Source organism: Anaerococcus groningensis (assembly GCF_046365465.1).
Taxonomy (GTDB): domain Bacteria; phylum Bacillota; class Clostridia; order Tissierellales; family Peptoniphilaceae; genus Anaerococcus; species Anaerococcus groningensis.
The window spans coordinates 21,773-40,402 of record NZ_JBGMEG010000006.1 but is presented as its reverse complement, the minus strand read 5'-3'; the positions used below and the strand labels follow the sequence as shown (position 1 = coordinate 40,402).

Genomic DNA, 18,630 nt, shown 5'->3' with positions numbered 1-18,630 from the left:
GAGTAATAATGATTTACACAGTAACCTTAAACCCATCTATAGATTTATTCGTTGGCCTAGACCAACTTAAATTAGGTGAAAGAAATGATGTGAAAAGCGAGAGAATCTTACCAGGTGGTAAGGCATTAAACGTATCAAGAGTTTTATCTGCCCTTAGAATCCCAACCATTGCAACAGGATTTGTAGGTGGTTTTCAAGGTCAATTTATAAAAGACTGGCTGCAAAATGAAGATATCATGACAGATTTTGTAGAAATGAAAGAAATAAACCGTACCAATATCAAAGTTTATGAAAATAAAAGAGAAACTTATATTAGCTTTCCAGGACCAAATATATCTTCTGAAGAAGTAGATGAACTTTTATATTATCTATCCAGAGTACGTGAAGGTGATACCATTATATTTGGAGGATCCGTTCCACCTATGGAGGAAAATATGGATGATGATATCTACGATAGACTACTTTCAGTTGCAAAATCAAACGGAGCTGAATTTGTAGCAGATGTACCAAGCCAATATCTATTAAACATGGTAAAAGAAAAACCTCTACTAATAAAACCAAATGATGATGATATAGCAAAAATCTTTAATGTAGATATTGAAACAAAATTTGACTATATCCCTTGCGGTAAAAAATTATTAGAAATGGGCGCTAAAAATGTTATCATTTCTTACGGAGCAAATGGTTCTATGTTATTTACAGGTGATAAGATATATGAGTCAAATGAAATAGATGATGGTCAAGAAGTAATAAATACAAATGCTTGCCGCGATGCAATGATTGCAGGTTTCTTAGCTAATATGGCAAAAGATGGCGACCCAGTAAACGCCTATAAGATGGCAGTTGCAGCTGCTTCAGCAACCGCAAGAGTAATAGACCTACCAACCCATGATGAAATAGTAAATATGCTGGATTATGTGGAAGTAGAGGAGCTTGAATAATTATAAACGGTGGATAATATCCATCGTTTTTTTTATTTCAACTATTTTATTTAGTCTTATATAGTGCTATAATTTTATAAAATAAGCTAATACGGAGTAGTTGTGATGAAAAATAAAAAATTAATAGCCCTTGTACTTTTGCCTTTTTTGATAGTTGGTTGTCAAAATAGAGATGAAAGTACCCCTATAAACTATGAAGAAGATTTAAGCCCTGCTGAAGTTTTGTCTCTTAATGATGGCAAACTAAGGCTTACTCAGTACGGAAAGATTGATAGAGAAGAAATCGATCCAAATGATTTAGAACAAATGCCATGGGTAGATGAGGATATAAAAAGTGGCAAGGAAATTTATTTAGTTTCCTATGATATAGTTTATAAGAACGATCCTGTAAAAAATATAGTAAATATAACTTTAAATGATGAAAATGGTACCAAGATTGGATGCAAGGAATATAAAGTAAACTATTCTCCTAATGAAACTGGTAAATTTTATTATTCCTTAGACCAAGGAACTGTAATAGATAGTATAAATGTAGAATTTAGCATTGGTGATCAAAGAACTAGCGAAGAATTTTTCTTAAAAGCTAAGCCTAATCTAAAAGATGATAATGAAGACAAAGAAGATGAAAAAAGTAATGAAGTTATAAATAAAATAACTTTAGCTCCAGAAGTTAATTTGTTAGTCCACAACCATCAATTCTTACAAAGTGAAAGTATGGATGAAAATGAAAAGTCAAATCTAGACCACTATTTAAAAAATGATTCTGCCAATAAAATATATATGCTAGAGTATAGCCTTATTGATGGTAGAGATAATAAAAATCTAATATCTAAGGGCCAGTTATCAAATATAGATGATTCTTTTGTTACATATATAGAATCAAAAAACGAAAACCAAATTAATCCTGTAAGCATATATAGCGATTATGATTCAGATAAGGGAGTCTGTTATTACAAAGAATATTATCTAATAGAAGACGGTGATGAGATTTTAGATGTAAAAATAGATAGTAACATAGCTGGTGACCTTAAAGAAGGCATTTCTTTAAAATAATATAGACTAAATTAAAAACGAGAAGTTTAAATAGACTTCTCGTTTTCTTATTTTAATTATTTTATTTCCCTATATCTTTTTATTAAATGTATCAAATAAATTAGCGATACTAGGGCAAGGATACCAGATATGACCCTTCTGGCCACTCCCTTTTCAGCTGCAAGAATACTGTAAGCAAAAAGTGAAACTATGGTTATTAGAAATACGATTATTACTATTACTCTTAGGATAGACCTCTTTCTTGGATCAATATTTTTGTATTCTGCTTTACTCATAATCACTTTAAAGTATTTTATAGCGAGCATAATCACAACAAAATATAATATTTTTCCAAGTATTTCCATGATTTTTCCTTTCAAAAAAAGCTGGTTAGAATTATTATTTATTCCTTAACCAGCTTTTAAAATCTTATCTATTCTTATCTAGGTCAATTAATTCTTTTAAGGCTTCTACACCTACTTTTATAGCCATTTCTGTATCGTGGACTACTGGGTTTTTTAGTCCAGCTTTTTCTCTTTCTTGGTTGGCTACTACTAAAAAGCAAGATCCAGCTCTAACTTTCAGATAATTTGCAACTGTAAAAAGAGCTGCTGATTCCATCTCGCTTGCTAGAGTGCCCATTTTTAGCCAAGCATTCCATTTATTTTCTAGTTCATAAGAAATTGGCATCTTGTCTGGCTCATGTTGGCCATAAAAGCTATCCTTACATTGGACAACTCCAATATGGCTTGCTTGCTTTAGCTTATCACTAGCATTTTTAAGGGCAGTTGTAACTTCAAAATTACTTACTGCAGGAAACTCTATAGGTGCATATTCCTTACTAGTGCCTTCTGCTCTTATAGCAGCATTTGCTATTACAACATCCCCACTTTTTATATTTTCTTGCATACCACCACAAGTTCCTACACGGATAAAGGTATGGGCACCTAATTTTACAAGTTCTTCCATAGCAATAGCTGCTGATGGACCACCTATACCTGTGGATGTCACAGAAACTTTTTCTCCATTTAGATATCCTGTGTAGGTTATATATTCTCGGTGGTCTCCTACAAGTTTTGCATCTTCAAAGTGAGCTGCAATTTTTTTACATCTTTTTGGATCGCCCGGAAGTATTACGTATTTTCCTATATCATTTTCATCAACACCGATATGGTACTGCTTATTATCTTCACTATAGTTCATAATTGCTCCTATTTGATTTATGGCAATTCAATTTTTATAAATTCTATATTATTGCGATTTAAAAGTTCTACTGCATATTCATCCATCCTATATGCTTCTCCATAATAAATTTTGCTAATACCTGCTTGGATTAAGCTTTTAGTACAGTTTAAGCATGGAAAATGGGTTACATAACATATGCAATCTTTTACAGATATGCCCTCTTTAGCACAATATAAAAGCGCATTCATCTCTGCATGGATGGTTGCTATACAATGGCCATCACGCATGGTATGACCTATTTCATCGCAATGTGGATTGCCTTTTATAGAACCATTATACCCAGTTGTGACTATCCTATGATCATTATTTACTATCACACACCCCACATAGGCTCTATCACAAGTTCCTCTTTGTGAAACTGTAGTAGCTAGATTCATAAAATATTCATCCCAAGTTAATCGATCTTTTGCCATATATCTCTCCTTAATAACTAAAACTTAAGTCTTATCTTAAATAGGATATCAAATAGTTTTATACTAATCAACAGAGCTAATATATAAATTAAAAGTTGGATAATAATACTGGACTCACCCATAACAGTTGTTGCTCCTATTACAGACAATACACTTGCTAGAGTAAGTATTCCTAATACTTTTGCAATATTTGATATTGGTTTTGATATTACTAAGTATCCTGCGTTTTCACTGGAGTTTTTACAATTTACTAGATAAGCCAATATAGACCAAAGAACTGCTATTATTATAAAGCCTGCTAAGCTTTCATAGTTCATATCAACATGGATTAGGCCAAAAAATGGTTTTAATAGTTCAGGAACTTTTTCTGTAAAATCTATAAATTTTTGGTCAAGCTTCATTACAAGGTCTGGATTAAAAATACCGAAAAATGTATCCAAAATAATTTTGATTAACTCAATTGAACCAACCGCTATAATCATAAGACCTACATGGCCTACGAAATTTCCAGCAATCATACCTGTTGCTACACTAATTATACTTGTACCAAGTATCAATAATAGTGATTTTAGTATGGTATTACCAAAGCTTCCAATATTTAATAGTGGTGAAAGGTCTGAAGCAGAAATCATAAACATATTCATTAAAAGGTTTATCAAAAATATACCCAGACCAATAATAAATACAATTATGGCCTTCATCCAAACTTCATCTCTTTTTTTCCATGGAAGCATCAAACTAAATTCATAGTAGGGCAAGGATTGTTCAAGACTTGTAATAATCATTGATATAATACCAACTAGAACTGCTATACCAGATGCCATACCTATTATATAATCATTAACTCCTAAAGAATCATCTTGATTTGTTGATTTAATACTTTCGTAAGTTCTATAATATGATTCTAATTCCCAATACCTTGAATTATAAGCTTCTTCTTGCTTTTCATTGTAAGCCATAAATTCATTTTCTGGCATTCGATTTAATTCATCATCAGATTTTATATGATATTTACTAGCGTATTCTTCAGCTATTTTATCAGCCTCTTTTATATAGTCCTTAGATATCTTTTGATTATTATCTATTTTTATTCCAGTATCTTTTGACATTTCATTTACTGCTTTTTTAAGCTGAATAGAATCATTTGCTAAGCGGTATTTGGTCTGAACTCCATTTACAGCTGCTATTAGTAGAGACAAAAGCAAAATCCATATGCCAAATCTTTTAAAAATAATTTTAAATAAATTTTTAAAGTCTGTCATTATCTAGCTCCTTCTTCTAAATAGAAATAGTCTTCGATTTTTACTTCCAATATATCATATTGAACGATTTGCTCATCTGATAAAAGCACACTTAATTGCTCATCCTTAGCATCTATTAAAATAGTATATACTCTTCCTAGATTAGATATAATGACAGATTTATTAGCAATACTATCTGGCAAGTGGTCTTTTACAACTACTTGTAATTTATGCAATGAACTATCATTATCCTCTCTAGTCTCTTTTAGATTTCCATCTTTTGTTAGATAATATATAAAATCACATATATTAGATAATTCAGCTAGCTCATGACTTGATATAAATACTGCGCATCCTTTTTCTTTTGCATCTAATAAATATTCACTAATGCGTCGTCTATTTAATACATCCATTCCATCTAAAACTTCATCTACTAAGATAACATCTGCATTTGATGCTAGCATTACAATCAATCCCAATATATTTTTCTCACCCTTTGATAGATTTCTAATATTAGATGAAGGATTAAATGAAAACTTTTTTATTTCGCTTTCAAAAAATTTACTATCAAAATCTGGATAAAGAATTTTATAATATTCTGGTAACTGGTTTATCTTATAATAATTAAAGTAGTCAAACCTATCTGGTAAATATGCTAAGTGCTTTATCGTTTTTGGGTTAACCTTTAAAGAATTTCCGGCTATTTTTATTTTTCCAGAGTCTTCATTATAAATTCCAGCTAAAATTTTAAGTAATGTAGTTTTTCCAGATCCATTTCTACCAACTAAGCCTGTAATCATCCCTTTTTCTAAGCATAAACTTACATTATTCAAAACTTTTTTATTATCAAAGCTCTTATTTATATTTATAGCCTCAACGATCATTATAATCACCCGCCTTTTTATACATAGCAATGACTTCATCTAGGGTTACCCCTAGGTATCTGGCTTCTATTAAGTCATCTTGTAGTCTTTTAGTAATATCTTCAAACCTTTGACTTATTTTTTCATCATCAAAGGAAATAAATGTACCAATACCAGCCTTGGTTTCTATAATTCCCTGCTTATCCAACTCTCTAAATGCCTTAGAAACTGTAGCTTGGTTTATTAAAAGTTCACGAGAAAGCTCCCTAACAGATGGAAACTTATCTCCATTTCTAAAATAACCCTTAGCTATAGCTAGTTTCGTTTGTTCGACAATTTGCATATAAAGAGGTGTTTCAGAGTTTGGATTTAATTCAAACAAAATATACCTCCTAGTAAGTGTTATACACCCCACCATACAGTAATATTATTATAGCATTATTAGTATTTTTTGCAAATAAAAAAAGAGTACGAATTGTACTCTTTTAAAATAAGGTTGCAAAAGGTTTTGCTAGTTTTCCTATGGCCTTGGTTATAAGTGGCATTTTTTCTACATCTTCCATAGTTACTCTGGTTGCTATATTAAAAAATACATCAAAATCATTTTTTATCTCTCCTATAGCCTGGGTTTCTTTCATCCATACCCCACATTCAAAATTTAAATATAAGGCTCTATAATCTAGATTTATAGTTCCTACAAATCCATACGCATCATCTGATAGCCATACTTTAGAATGGGAAAATCCTGGTGTGTATTCATAAATTTTCACCCCGTTCTCTACTAATTTTTTATAGTGGGTTTTTGCTAGTGCAAAGGCTATTTTTTTATCTGGGATATGAGGCAGGCAAATTCTCACATCTACTCCTCTTTTTGAAGCATTGATAAAGGCATCTACTATATCTTCTTCTACTATAAAGTATGGAGTCATTATATAAACGTAATCTTTGGCGTTATTTAAAAATGATAGGATCGAATTTTTACCATAATCTTCATTATCCATTGGGCTATCGGAAAAAGGCATGACAAGTCCTTGACCATCCATAGCCATTTTTTTTGTCAAATATGGGGAGAAATCTTCTATCTCATTACCAATGGTATTCCACATTTGCAAAAACATTATTGTAAAAGACTGGGTCGCTTCTCCCTTAAGGCGGATTCCACAATCTTTCCAGTGGCCAAATCTTTCATAAACATTTATATATTCATCGGCTAGGTTTATTCCGCCTGTAAAGGCGTATTCATTGTCTATTACAAATATCTTCCTATGGTCACGATTATTATAATATGTAGAAACTACTGGATATAAAGGTGAGAAGACCTTGCATTTGATTCCTATAGATTCCATTTCTTTGGGAAAATTTAAGTTTACTCTAGTAAGCAAATTGGTCCCATCGATTAGTAACCTTACTTCAACTCCTTCTTCTACTTTTTTTACCAGTTCTTCTAAGACAGTCCCCCACATATATCCGTAATCGATTATAAATATTTCTATAAATATAAATTCCTTAGCACCTTTAATAGCTGCTAAGATATCTGCAAAGACATCTTCTCCTACCGGATAATATTTGGTAGCTGTATTTTCATGGAGGGTAAAACCACCCAGGTCATAGAAAAAATTTTGCATATTATATAAGCCAAGCTCTTCTTCCTTTAGCTTATCTACCATATCTATATCTCTGTCGCGGTATTTTCTAGAAATCCTTTCAATTTCTAAAATCTTTTTCTGCTCCTTTTTATAACCTATACTAAAATAAGCTAGGAGAAAGACTACGGTAGCAAAGGATGGCAAGATAGCAATAAGCATAAACCATGATAACTTGTAAGAAGCCTTTATTGAATCCATATTTAAAATCACAAGCATAACTATTATACTTATAGCAGTATCTCCTCCTATTAAAAGTGATGGATTTACTTTTAGATGCTTGTAAAGGTAAACCATGGCCGAAATCTGTGCCAAAATTAGGATTAGAAATACTCCAGCCCTAGAGAAAAGTAAAGATATCAAAGACTTTTTAGTTTTTTTGACGTATTTATTTTCATTAACTTTTTCTATTATATTAATACGATCTTCGCTCATAGCTTTATTATAACAAATTTTGGACATTTAGTTAATTGACAAAAGACCTAATATTAATATCATATTAATAAGGAGTAAATAATGAGTAGAATACTTTTGATAGGCGATTTTGTGTCTAAAGGCAAGATTGCTGGCAATATTATGGAGCCGGTTTTATCTTATAGCGGCCATGATGTTTTTTTCTTACCTTCTGCCTTGATTTCTAATAATTTTTCTCTAGGCAATGTAGCAATTTTTGATACAACAGATCATATGATAAATAGTTTAAAGGTTTGGGATAAGCTGAAGCTTAGCTTTGATATGATTTTTGTAGGTTTTATTAATGATACAAGACAAAAAGAAATCATTTTTTCTTATATAGCTATTCTTTCTAATAAACCCCTAGTAATTTTAGATCCAATTATGGGGGATAATGGCAAATTATATAAGGGAGTTGGTAAAGAAAAAATAGATATCTATAAGCAATTTTTATCTATAGCAGACTTAGTTCTAGCAAATGTTACTGAAGCAAGTTTTCTAGGACTTGATGATTATAAAAATTTAAGTAAAGATGATAAAAAATTTATATTTACCAGCCTAAAAGATGAGAATGGTTTTTATAACCTAGCCATAGATTATGACTTAAATAAAAAATATTACCAAAGGATAAATCATGATTTTGCAGGTACGGGGGATCTTTTAGATGCGCTTTTTATAAACTATTACCTAAAAACTGATGACTTTAAAAAGGCCTTTTTCCTTGCTATGGATAAGATATATGAAATCTTAGCAAAAAATAAAAATGACTATCCAGATGATGCTGACATCCACATAGAAAAATATTTATATCTTTTAGATGATGGAGGAAGTTTTGCAGGATAAGAAATTTTATAAAAGAGCCTTAGAAATAGCTTGGCCGGCAGTTTTTGAGTCGTTTTTTATAGCTCTTGCTGGAATCATAGATACGTTTATGATTTCTTCTCTAGGAGCAGAGGCTATTGCTGCAATTGGGCTAACCACCCAGCCAAAATTTTTGGCTATTACATCTTTTTTTGCAATATCAAGTGCAGTTTCTGCCCTTGTTGCCAGGCGCCAAGGAGAGGACAATCGTAGAAAAGCCAACCAAACTCTCACTACTGCCCTACTTATATCTTTAATTTTTGTAATAATTACAAGTATTGTTATGGTAAGATTTGCAGATCCTATTTTAGTTTTTGCAGGTAGTGATGATAGTACTCATAGCATGGCCAAAGAGTATTTTAATGTTATCATGCTTGGCCTTATCTTTAATGCCATTTCTATGATAATAAACGCTGCTCATAGAGGTGCTGGCAATACTAGGATAGCTTTTGTAACTAACCTAGTATCTTCAATTATAAATATATTTTTTAACTACCTTTTAATTAGGGGTAATTTAGGTTTTCCAGCCCTTGGTACTAAGGGAGCTGCCATAGCAACAGTAATTGGTACAGTAGTATCAACTCTTATGTGTTTTTACTCGCTAACTAAGAAAAGATCCTACCTAAACTTAAAAGAAATGGCCTATGGCGGAGTAAAAATAAGTAAAACTATAGCTAAGGAAATATCTAACCTAGGGGTCAATATTTTTATAGAAATTATGTCTATGAGAATAGGTTTTTTTATAACTGCCCTTACTGCAGCAAGACTAGGTACAGATTATTTTGCTGTTCATAATGTAGGAATGAACTTACTTTCACTTTCTTTCTCCCTTGGAGATGGAATGAGTGTAGCAGTTATTACCTTAACCGGAAATAATCTCGGGGCAGGACGCAAGGACTTGGCTATAAAATATGGTAAGGCCTGCCAGCAAATTGGTTTAGTTATGGGTATTATAATTTCTCTTATATTTATGATATTTGGCAAGGCTATCTTTAGCTTATTCTTTAACGATGCGAGTATAATAGAAAAAAGTAAAATTGTAATTAGATATATAGGTTTTATAGTAATATTTCAAATCTTACAAGTAATCAATGGCGGTTCATTAAGATCAGCCGGCGATGTAAGATATACCCTATTTGTTGCAATTATCTCTGTAACTATAGTAAGGTCTATAGCAACCCTTGTTATGGTAAATATGCTAAAACTAGGCCTAGATGGAATTTGGATAGCAATTTTAACAGACCAAGCAAGTAGGTTTATAGGACTTAGACACAGGTTTAAAAAAGGTAAATGGGTAGACTTAAAAATTTAGAGGGGAACAATGAAAAGATTTTATAAAATAATAGCTTCAACTTTTTTAATGGTTGTAATTTTGTCTGGATGTGAAAAAAAGGAAGAAGAAATCAATCCTACAGAAACTACTACAACTATTATAGAAGTTGATAAAGATGATGAAAGTAACGCAGATAAAGACACTGATACACAGGCAGATACTGAAGATGAAAGTACTGAGGAAGAAAATAAAGAAAATAATAATTAAAAAACTGATTGGTAATTCCAATCAGTTTTTTATTTACTCTGCAGAGATCAACTCTACAGTTGATGTTAATATATCTGAATATGAATATGATACTGTACGTTCAACATCAAAATCATTATTAACTTTTACAGTGAAGACACTAGGAAATGCATCTACAATGACACCTGTTTTAGTTTTGATACGTTTACGTCCCATATCAGCTTTTAAAATTACTTCCTTGCCGATATTATTTTTAACTTCCTGTCTGATGTCATTAACTGATCTTTGCTCCATTAAATCATCCTCTCATTAAATGCTAATATAGATTATACGACCATAAAGCACTTAAGTCAAGGGAGCGTAATATTATACTAAATGTCCTAGGGTGTGTCAAATTTTTTCTGGTTCGTATTTTAGCCTTAGTTAGTATTTAGTCAAAGAATTTCTTTTATACCTCATAAATTTCTTTATATAAGTTTCCAAATATTTTTAGTATAAGCTACTGGGTCGTCTATTTCTAGGCCTTCTATTAATTTTGCTTGGTCTAGAAGTAAATTTACAATTTCACTTTTATTTGTATCATCCTTAGCATTTTCTAATAGCTCATAGGCCTTAGAATTTTTATTTATTTCTAGAACTTTTTCTGCTTTTACAGCTGGACCTTGGGGATTGTTTTTAAGGGCCTTTTCCATTTCTATAGAAATATCTCCCCTTTGTTTAATCATGGCCGGGATGTCTCCCATTTTTTCACTAAATTTGATATCTACAACATCATTTGGTAGATTTTCTAAAAGTTTTTCGATTAAATCTTTTTTACCCTCATCACTTGTTTGATCTTCATCTTCTTCTGCAAGGGATTTAAATTTAAGTCCATCATATTCTTCTAGCATTTTGATTAAAAATTCATCTATTGGCTCATCTAATAAAAGCACATCTTGCTCATCTTCAACCATAGCCAAGGCTGGTGAGTTTTTAATTTTATCTAGAGAATCTCCTGTAGCATATAAAATATTTTCATCAGTTGCTTTGGCATTTTCTTTATATTCTCTAAGGGATACTAATTTATCCTCATTTTTAGAATAGAACAATAAAAGGTCTTGTAATTCTTCTTTATTAGCTCCAAAAGATTCGTATATAGCCATTTTTATACTATTGCCAAATTCTTTAAAGAAATCTGCGTATTTTTCTGGCTCATTTTTTTGTAAGTCTAGTAAGTGTCTGTTAATTTTTTTGTTTATTTGCTTGGAAATTACTCTTAATTGCCTATCTTGTTGGAGGGTTTCACGGGAGATATTTAGGGTTAAATCATCACTTTCTACCACACCTTTTACAAAAGAAAAAGCATCTTCTACTAAATCTTCGCTACGGTCCATAATTTTTACACCATGAGTATATAGTTGTAGCCCTTTTTGGTAATCTTTTGAGTAGTAATCAAAAGGAGCTTTTTTAGGAATGTAGATTAGGGCCTTAAACTGTACTGCTCCTTCTATTTTAAAATGTAACCAAGATATAGGTTCATCAAATCCAAAGTGTTGGTCTTGGTAGAAATTGATGTAGTCTTCATCGGTTAAATCATTTTTATCTTTTTTCCAGATAGGTGTTTCAGAATTTAAAATTTCTATTTCTTTATAATCTTCGTATTTTGGATCTTCTTCTGTGCTATCTGCTGCAAGTCTTGTTTTGGTTACTTCCATTTTTATTGGATAACGGATGTAGTTTGAATACTTATTTACTAGATTTCTAATTCTAAATTGATCTAGGTAGTCATCGTAGTTCTCATCTTCTGTATTTTCTTTTAGGAAAAGGGTAATTTCTGTACCATTATCTTCTTTGTCAGTTTTGGTTATTTCAAAACCATCTGCATTTTCACTCTCCCAAAGATATCCAGCATCTTGCCCATATTTTTTAGTTTTTACAGCTACCTTATCAGCAACCATAAAGGCAGAATAAAATCCTACACCAAACTGTCCGATTAAATCTTTGATATCAGAATTTTCTACAGAGTTTTTAAAAGATGCTGTACCAGATTTGGCGATAGTTCCTAGATTTTCTATTAAATCAGTTTCATCCATACCAATTCCAGTATCTTTTATAGTTAAAGTGCGATTTTCTTTATCTGCTATAATTTCTATATAATAATCATCTTTGTTTGTTTCAGTTTCTGATTTTAAATCTTTATAGTATAGCTTATCCAAGGCATCTGATGCATTTGAAATTAATTCTCTTAAAAATATTTCCTTATTTGTATAGATAGAATTAATCATCAAATCCATTACTTTTTTGGCTTCAGCTTTAAATTCTTGTTTCATGTATCCTCCTTAGCACTCTAGTAGTCTAACTGCTAATATTATACTTAGTAGGACCTATTTTTCAATTATTTTTCTAGCTCACTTAGCTCTTTTCCTTTTTGAACTAACGCCTTTTGTAGGGCCAGTCTTTCCTTAATTAGTTCTTCTTTTCTCTTTTCTATTTCCTTTTTATTCTTAATAGTTGCAACACTTATACTAATGATAAATACAACTATAAAAAAACCTACACTTTGGTTAGTGCTTAGAGACAATTTGCTAACTATAAATGTAGTGATAGCTGCTACTATGAGGGGTATTAGAAATATTTGCACAAAGGAGACGTTTGTCCCTAAGTTATTTATCATCTCATTTTTTTCTTTAAGTTCTTCTCTTAAAGTTAAAATTTCATCTGTTAAAAGTTTTTTATTTTCCATAAGATATTGACCTTTCTTTAATTTTCTATTATTATACTTATTGTTGATAAAAGTTTAATCCCTAGTAAATCACTTGCTAATAATGGTTTTTGAAGTACGATAAATATATATAAAAGGGGGTACTATAATGGAAGATACTAAACAAACTACTGGTAAAGTTGAGATTACACGTGATATGCTAATCGGTGAAATCATCCAAGCAAAACCAGAATCAATAAACACTCTCCTTATGGCAGGTATGGGCTGTATATCATGTCCATCTTCACTATATGAAACATTAGATGAAGCATGTATGGTACATGGTATGGATCCAGAATACCTACTTGAGGAATTAAATAAATAAAACTCGAAGCTAAAAGCTTCGAGTTTTTTATTTATATATTTCTTAGTAATAAGTAATCAAAAATTAAAAGAAACATAGTTAAAACAACTATTATAATAATATTGCTAGTTTTATTATTCCTATAATCGTCTCTCTTGGAGACTATATTATCTATTAAAATTGTAGCTGAATAAATTAACCAAATACTAAGTAGAAAGTGCCCTTTTTCTATACTATTATTGACGGATCCACTGCCATCCCAATGGATTGGTATAAGGTCAGGTAAATTTTTAAGATTTATCATTCCAATGATTATTAATAAACTAAATGCTATCCTAAGTAATAGGTAAGCCTTGTTAAAATCAGTTTTTTTCATAAAATCACCTGCTTTTTCTTCTAATTATATCTCCACGTACCTATTATCACGGCTTAAATCAAATAAAAATCTGATAAATGATTCCTTATAGCCAACAAATTTATTGGCCCTTCTTAAGTCAAGGACTCCTTCTAAATTTTCCCACCTTGCATCTGCTACTTCTTCTTTTTGCAAGATTAAATCATCTAGATCTATATCCCTGTGTAAGATATAAAAATCATCAAATCCTTGGGCAAAGTTTGCAGTTAGGCTTGGTCTTATATGTGTAAAATCTATTTTTATTCCAAGTTCTTCAAACAATTCTCTTTGCGCACCTACTGACGATGATTCTGTTGTAGAAACTGCTCCCCCACATGTGACATCCCATAAGCCGGGCATTTTTTTATTAAAAGTACGTTGTTGTATCAAAAGTTCTCCCTTACTATTAAAGATACATACATGAACAACCATCCTATAAAAACCCTTGGGTTGAACTGATCCTCTTATATATGTTTTTGTAGTTTTTTGCCTATTTTCATCATATAAATCCATTATTTCATCCATATACTCACACTCCTATTAATAAGTTTTTACCCCATATATTATATAAATAAAAAAATCCTAGCCTAAGCTAGGAAAATTTTATTCAGCTTTTATAAAGGCATTGGTTAGTCTTGGGATGACTTGTTTCTTACGACTTAAAACTCCTGGAGCAGAAATAGTCCCATTTTCTACCTTGTGGCCAAATTCTTCTTCGATATCTTCCACATGATCTCCCACTACTAATAGCTCGCTTGTTTCATTAAATATATCTGTAAGCACTAAAACGAAGGTTGTCTCACCTTTTTGTTCAATTTTTGCTTGCATTAATTTTGTTATTTCATCACGAAGTGGTTCTAGTTCTTCTGGGTTCATGGTCATTACTTGGCCAACTCTTACATCTTCTCCACCGATGGTAAATGTTTTTACATCTCCTTCTACTATATCAGCTGGAGATTTTTCTTTTAGGCTAGTACCTGCCTTAAACATCTTGTTAGCAAAATCCTCTGGATCTAGGTCTGCAATTTTGCTCATACGGTCTAAAATTCTTCTATCAATATCTGTAGTTGTTGGTGATCTAAATAAAAGTGTATCTGAAATAATTGCTGCACAAAGCAATCCTGCAATTTGTTTTGATGGTCTTAGTCCACTTTCTAAATACATTTCAGAAATGATTGTAGCTGTTGATCCTACTGGCTCTGCCCTATAAAATAGTGGAGCAGTTGTAGAAATATTTGCTACCCTGTGGTGGTCAATGATTTCTATAATTTCTGCTTGATCGATGTCATCAATGGATTGGTTTTTTTCGTTGTGGTCCACTAAAATTAATTTTTTCATATTTGATGAAATTAGGTGGTATCTTGAAATAGATCCTATAACTTTTTTGTTTTCATCAACTACTGGATATGACCTAAATCTTGATTTGGCCATGGTTTCTTTTACTACATCTAGGGTATCATTGGTAGAAAAATATACTAAATCATCTTCTGTCATTACATGGCTAACTGGAATAGTCATAGGCAATAGACGTGATGTCATAAAGGTATTATATTCTGTTGATATAATTGTTACACCATTTTCTTCTGCATATTCTAATAGGTCTTCACTTACAGTTGATCCATTGGTTAACACTACTAAGGCTACCTTGCGGGTAATTAGATATTCTAAATACTCTATACGATTACCAACTATTACTATATCGCCTTCACTAAAATAGTTATCAAAGTCTTGGTTTTCATCATTCATGGCCATGACAGTCATTTTTCCATCAAAGGCTCTTGGATTTTTAGGTGAGATTAAAGTTTTTGCAGCTAGGACATCTACTATATTTTCTATAGGAGTATTGGCCCTGCCTATAATTTTATCATCCCAAACATCCATATATGACTTTGTAATATTTGATAAGGAAGCAATTCCTGTTATCTTGCCGTCATTATCTACAACTGCTAGAGAATTTGTAAGACCTTCTTGGAAAATATCCCAAGCCACCCTTACAGGTATGCTTGGATCTATTGCATAAGCCCTATCTATATTTAAATCTTTAACTTGTAAAATCATTGATTCTTTTAAAACAGGAGCATCTGCGTTAAAGTAATCTAGGACAAATTTGGTTTCTGGACTTAGGTTACCTAGTCTAATTGGAATAGCCTCTACATCACCTTGCCTATTTTTTAAATCTGCATAGCATATGGCAGAAATAATTGAGTCGGTATCTGGGTTTTTGTGCCCACTTATATATACAGTATCTTTCATTTTTTCTCCTTATATAAATTCTACTTTTAACATTTCTATTTTATATCTATCTACTTGGTCAACGGTAATTATTAAATTGTCTATACTTACACTATCTCCCTCACTTGGGATACGTGATAAGTGATCTATTACATAGCCACCTACCGAATCATTTTTAATTTCTTCTAGTTCTAAGTTAAAGTAATCATTAAAGTCATTTAGGTGCATGGATGGGTTAACTAAAAAAGAATTTTCTGATAGTTTAAAGATATCTTGATTATCTTTATCATACTCATCATCTATTTCTCCGACTAATTCCTCTACTATATCTTCTATAGTAACTAAGCCACTTGTGCCACCATATTCATCTATTACTATAGCAAGAGATACATTTTCCCCTCTCATATTGGTAAATAAATCAAATATATGCATATTATCATATACATAATAAGCAGGCCTTATTAATTCTTCTAAAACTAAATCTTTTCCATCAGCAATATTTGAAACTATGTCTTTCATATGTAGGATGCCTACAATATTATCAATATTTTTGCCATAAACTGGTATTCTTGAGTGGTTAGTTTCTTTTAGCATATCGTTTAGTTCTTCTGGGGTTGATTCGACAGATATAGCCTCCATATTTGTTCTAGCTGTCATAATATCTGCTACATAAGAGTTACCAAATTCAAATACGTTATTAATCATTTCACTTTCTTCGTTATTAATAACCCCCTGCTCTTCAGAGACGTCTACTATAGTTTTTAAATCTTCTTCTGTAACAAGGTTTGAACTTTCTTCTTCTCCAACAAAGGCCTTGGTTATAGCTCCTGTTATCTTTCCTAAAACAAAGTTTATAGGTTTTAAGATAATATCTAAAAACCTAATTGGTCTTGCTACAGCTAGGGCTAATTTTTCGCTATTAGCAGTTGCAATATTTTTTGGAGTAACTTCACCAAAAATAAGGACTACTATAGTTAGGATAATAGGTGATATCACCGCACCCTTTGGTCCCATCACTTCTGTAAAAAATATAGTTGCCACAGTTGTTGTTACTATATTTACAATATTATTTCCAATTAAAATTGTAGTTAAGACTGATCCTATATTATCTACTAATTTTTTGACCAAGGGAGCTTTTTCAACTCCGTTTTTTTCCATTTGCCTTATTTTAAAAACATTTACACTTGTAAGCGCTGTTTCCGATGATGAAAAAAACGCTGATAATATAATGCCTATTATAATTACAATAAGTTGTATAAGATTTTTCGTCGACATAAATCCTCCTAGAGATATACATTTATTATAGTAGAGAAAAATAAAAAAATAAAGATTTTAGCAAAAATAAATAATTTGCGTATAATAGCTTCTGTATCATTTTTAATTTAAGGAGGATTTAATGGCGTTTGAGTCGTTTAACGAGCGTGCTTTTAAGTTACGCGAACATGGTACTGACCAAAAAACAGAAATTACAGCTGGTATTACTACCTTTATGACAATGAGCTATATACTTGCTGTAAACCCTACTATACTCTCTGATGCTGGTATGGATGCTGGTGCTGTTTTTTCTGCAACAATTATAGCTTCAGTAATTGCTATGCTAATTATGGCCTTTTATGCAAATATGCCTTTTGGTTTATCTGCTGGTATGGGGCTTAATGCATTTTTAGCTTACACTATTGTTATTCAAATGGGTATGAGCTGGCAATTTGCCCTAACGGCCGTATTTATAGAAGGACTTATTTTTATTCTTTTATCTTTTACTGGGGTCCGCGAAGCCTTATTTAATGCAATCCCTATTAATCTTAAAAAGGCTGTTTCAGTAGCTATAGGTTTATTTATTGCCCTTATCGGTTTACTTAATGCTGGCATTGTTGGTGTGGGTGATATTTCACTAGAGCTTGGCAATATTGCTTCAAAAGAAGGTTTTGTATTCTTTTTCGCTCTTGTTATTATGGTTGTTCTTACAGCTAAAAATGTAAAAGGTGCTTTGCTTTGGGGTATACTTGCATCTACAGTTGTTTCTCTTTTCTTAGGAGTATCATCACTACCTGAGGGAAATGCTATAGTATCTCGCCCACCATCAATTGCTCCGGTTGCTTTTAAGCTAGATTTTTCAAATATTTTTTCTTTTGAAATGTTTTCAGTATTGTTCTCATTTTTATTTGTAGATATCTTTGATACCCTAGGTACTCTAACAGGAGTTGCTACAAAGGCTAATATGCTTGATGAAAATGGAAACTTACCTGATGGATCAAAAGCACTTTTAGCAGATGCTGTTGGTACTACTCTAGGAGCTATGCTTGGGACATCAACTATAACAACATTTGTAGAAAGTTCTGCTGGTGTTGCAGAAGGTGGTAGGACAGGATTAACTGCACTTTCAACTGCAATTTGTTTTGCGATTGCTGCATTTTTCTTCCCACTATTTTCTATTATTCCAGCCCAAGCAACCGCTGCTGCTCTTGTAGTAGTAGGATTATTTATGCTTTCAACAGTGGTAGAAATTAATTTTTCAGACATTACAGAAGCTTTCCCAGCATTTATGACTATCTTAATGATGCCTGCAACATATTCAATAGCTGAAGGTATTTCATTTGGTATGATTTCTTATGCTGGTATAAAACTTCTAACAGGTAGGGGCAAAGAAGTAAGTCCACTAGTTTATGGACTTGCACTAGTATTTTTACTAAGATATATAGTTCCAGTATTTATATAATAAAAAAGATTGCCATTTTCATTTGGCAATCTT

The 18,630-nt window shown here is 31.7% G+C and carries 21 protein-coding genes; 7 read left to right on the top strand and 14 right to left on the bottom strand.

The genetic code is table 11. From position 1 onward, the window contains the following. Positions 1-8 precede the first annotated feature (8 nt). Together AB9Q04_RS04590 and AB9Q04_RS04585 are read left to right on the top strand one after the other, a co-directional pair. Positions 9-941: a 1-phosphofructokinase family hexose kinase gene (locus AB9Q04_RS04590; RefSeq protein ID WP_410024197.1), complete on the top strand. Its 933-nt coding sequence runs from the start codon at positions 9-11 to the stop codon at positions 939-941. A gap of 105 nt (positions 942-1,046) precedes the next feature. Next, positions 1,047-1,994, top strand: coding sequence for a hypothetical protein (locus AB9Q04_RS04585; protein ID WP_410024196.1), 948 nt, complete (start codon positions 1,047-1,049; stop codon positions 1,992-1,994). A gap of 56 nt (positions 1,995-2,050) precedes the next feature. Here the strand turns inward: AB9Q04_RS04585 and AB9Q04_RS04580 are convergent, their stop codons facing one another. The 7 genes from AB9Q04_RS04580 to AB9Q04_RS04550 all read right to left on the bottom strand — a co-directional run bounded on the left by AB9Q04_RS04580 (position 2,051) and on the right by AB9Q04_RS04550 (position 7,813). Continuing rightward, complete coding sequence (locus tag AB9Q04_RS04580) at positions 2,051-2,338, bottom strand: hypothetical protein (protein WP_410024195.1); 288 nt, start codon at positions 2,336-2,338, stop codon at positions 2,051-2,053. A gap of 64 nt (positions 2,339-2,402) precedes the next feature. Continuing rightward, positions 2,403-3,176, bottom strand: a complete 774-nt coding sequence (gene udp, locus AB9Q04_RS04575) for a uridine phosphorylase (protein ID WP_410024194.1) — start codon at positions 3,174-3,176, stop codon at positions 2,403-2,405. A 17-nt stretch (positions 3,177-3,193) separates the two neighbouring features. After that, entirely contained in the window at positions 3,194-3,631 is a 438-nt protein-coding gene (locus AB9Q04_RS04570) for a deoxycytidylate deaminase (RefSeq protein WP_410024193.1), read from the bottom strand. A gap of 17 nt (positions 3,632-3,648) precedes the next feature. Beyond that, the gene (locus AB9Q04_RS04565; RefSeq protein WP_410024192.1) at positions 3,649-4,893 is read right to left on the bottom strand and encodes a hypothetical protein; all 1,245 of its coding nucleotides are present in this window, start codon (positions 4,891-4,893) and stop codon (positions 3,649-3,651) included. Further along, positions 4,893-5,756, bottom strand: coding sequence for an ATP-binding cassette domain-containing protein (locus AB9Q04_RS04560; RefSeq protein ID WP_410024191.1), 864 nt, complete (start codon positions 5,754-5,756; stop codon positions 4,893-4,895). The genes AB9Q04_RS04565 and AB9Q04_RS04560 overlap by 1 nt, the downstream gene beginning before the upstream one ends. Further along, positions 5,746-6,117: a GntR family transcriptional regulator gene (locus AB9Q04_RS04555; protein ID WP_394011188.1), complete on the bottom strand. Its 372-nt coding sequence runs from the start codon at positions 6,115-6,117 to the stop codon at positions 5,746-5,748. Before AB9Q04_RS04555 ends, AB9Q04_RS04560 begins: the two co-directional genes overlap by 11 nt. Before the next feature lie 103 nt (positions 6,118-6,220). Beyond that, on the bottom strand, positions 6,221-7,813 hold the full coding sequence (locus AB9Q04_RS04550; protein ID WP_410024190.1) for a phospholipase D-like domain-containing protein: 1,593 nt from the start codon (positions 7,811-7,813) through the stop codon (positions 6,221-6,223). 81 nt (positions 7,814-7,894) lie between these two features. Here AB9Q04_RS04550 and AB9Q04_RS04545 point away from each other — a divergent pair, with 81 nt between their 5' ends. Genes AB9Q04_RS04545 through AB9Q04_RS04535 form a run of 3 tightly spaced genes read left to right on the top strand, consistent with a single transcriptional unit; the run spans position 7,895 to position 10,232 of the window. Then, complete coding sequence (locus tag AB9Q04_RS04545) at positions 7,895-8,674, top strand: carbohydrate kinase family protein (protein ID WP_410024189.1); 780 nt, start codon at positions 7,895-7,897, stop codon at positions 8,672-8,674. Then, positions 8,664-10,004: an MATE family efflux transporter gene (locus AB9Q04_RS04540; protein WP_410024188.1), complete on the top strand. Its 1,341-nt coding sequence runs from the start codon at positions 8,664-8,666 to the stop codon at positions 10,002-10,004. The genes AB9Q04_RS04545 and AB9Q04_RS04540 overlap by 11 nt, the downstream gene beginning before the upstream one ends. Before the next feature lie 9 nt (positions 10,005-10,013). Beyond that, positions 10,014-10,232, top strand: coding sequence for a hypothetical protein (locus AB9Q04_RS04535; protein ID WP_410024187.1), 219 nt, complete (start codon positions 10,014-10,016; stop codon positions 10,230-10,232). A 33-nt stretch (positions 10,233-10,265) separates the two neighbouring features. Here the strand turns inward: AB9Q04_RS04535 and AB9Q04_RS04530 are convergent, their stop codons facing one another. The 3 genes from AB9Q04_RS04530 to AB9Q04_RS04520 form a co-directional block, all read right to left on the bottom strand. Beyond that, complete coding sequence (locus tag AB9Q04_RS04530) at positions 10,266-10,505, bottom strand: Veg family protein (RefSeq protein WP_410024186.1); 240 nt, start codon at positions 10,503-10,505, stop codon at positions 10,266-10,268. Between the two features lie 173 nt (positions 10,506-10,678). Beyond that, a complete protein-coding gene (htpG, locus tag AB9Q04_RS04525) occupies positions 10,679-12,520 on the bottom strand; it encodes a molecular chaperone HtpG (protein WP_410024185.1) in 1,842 nt (613 codons plus the stop codon). 65 nt (positions 12,521-12,585) lie between these two features. Beyond that, on the bottom strand, positions 12,586-12,933 hold the full coding sequence (locus AB9Q04_RS04520) for a hypothetical protein (RefSeq protein ID WP_410024184.1): 348 nt from the start codon (positions 12,931-12,933) through the stop codon (positions 12,586-12,588). A gap of 127 nt (positions 12,934-13,060) precedes the next feature. Between AB9Q04_RS04520 and AB9Q04_RS04515 the strand changes: the two genes are divergently transcribed. Beyond that, positions 13,061-13,276: a DUF1858 domain-containing protein gene (locus AB9Q04_RS04515; RefSeq protein ID WP_394011180.1), complete on the top strand. Its 216-nt coding sequence runs from the start codon at positions 13,061-13,063 to the stop codon at positions 13,274-13,276. Between the two features lie 31 nt (positions 13,277-13,307). Here AB9Q04_RS04515 and AB9Q04_RS04510 read toward each other — a convergent pair whose 3' ends face one another. The 4 genes from AB9Q04_RS04510 to AB9Q04_RS04495 form a co-directional block, all read right to left on the bottom strand. Continuing rightward, positions 13,308-13,631: a DUF1648 domain-containing protein gene (locus tag AB9Q04_RS04510; RefSeq protein ID WP_410024183.1), complete on the bottom strand. Its 324-nt coding sequence runs from the start codon at positions 13,629-13,631 to the stop codon at positions 13,308-13,310. A gap of 24 nt (positions 13,632-13,655) precedes the next feature. Further along, entirely contained in the window at positions 13,656-14,174 is a 519-nt protein-coding gene (locus AB9Q04_RS04505; protein ID WP_394018811.1) for an NUDIX hydrolase, read from the bottom strand. Between the two features lie 78 nt (positions 14,175-14,252). Next, positions 14,253-15,902 carry a putative manganese-dependent inorganic diphosphatase gene (locus AB9Q04_RS04500; RefSeq protein WP_410024182.1) on the bottom strand — a complete coding sequence of 550 codons (1,650 nt, stop codon included), beginning with the start codon at positions 15,900-15,902 and terminating at the stop codon, positions 14,253-14,255. A 9-nt stretch (positions 15,903-15,911) separates the two neighbouring features. Continuing rightward, on the bottom strand, positions 15,912-17,156 hold the full coding sequence (locus AB9Q04_RS04495; RefSeq protein ID WP_410024181.1) for a hemolysin family protein: 1,245 nt from the start codon (positions 17,154-17,156) through the stop codon (positions 15,912-15,914). A gap of 121 nt (positions 17,157-17,277) precedes the next feature. Between AB9Q04_RS04495 and AB9Q04_RS04490 the strand changes: the two genes are divergently transcribed. Next, entirely contained in the window at positions 17,278-18,597 is a 1,320-nt protein-coding gene (locus AB9Q04_RS04490; RefSeq protein WP_410024180.1) for an NCS2 family permease, read from the top strand. The last annotated feature ends 33 nt before the right edge of the window (positions 18,598-18,630 follow it).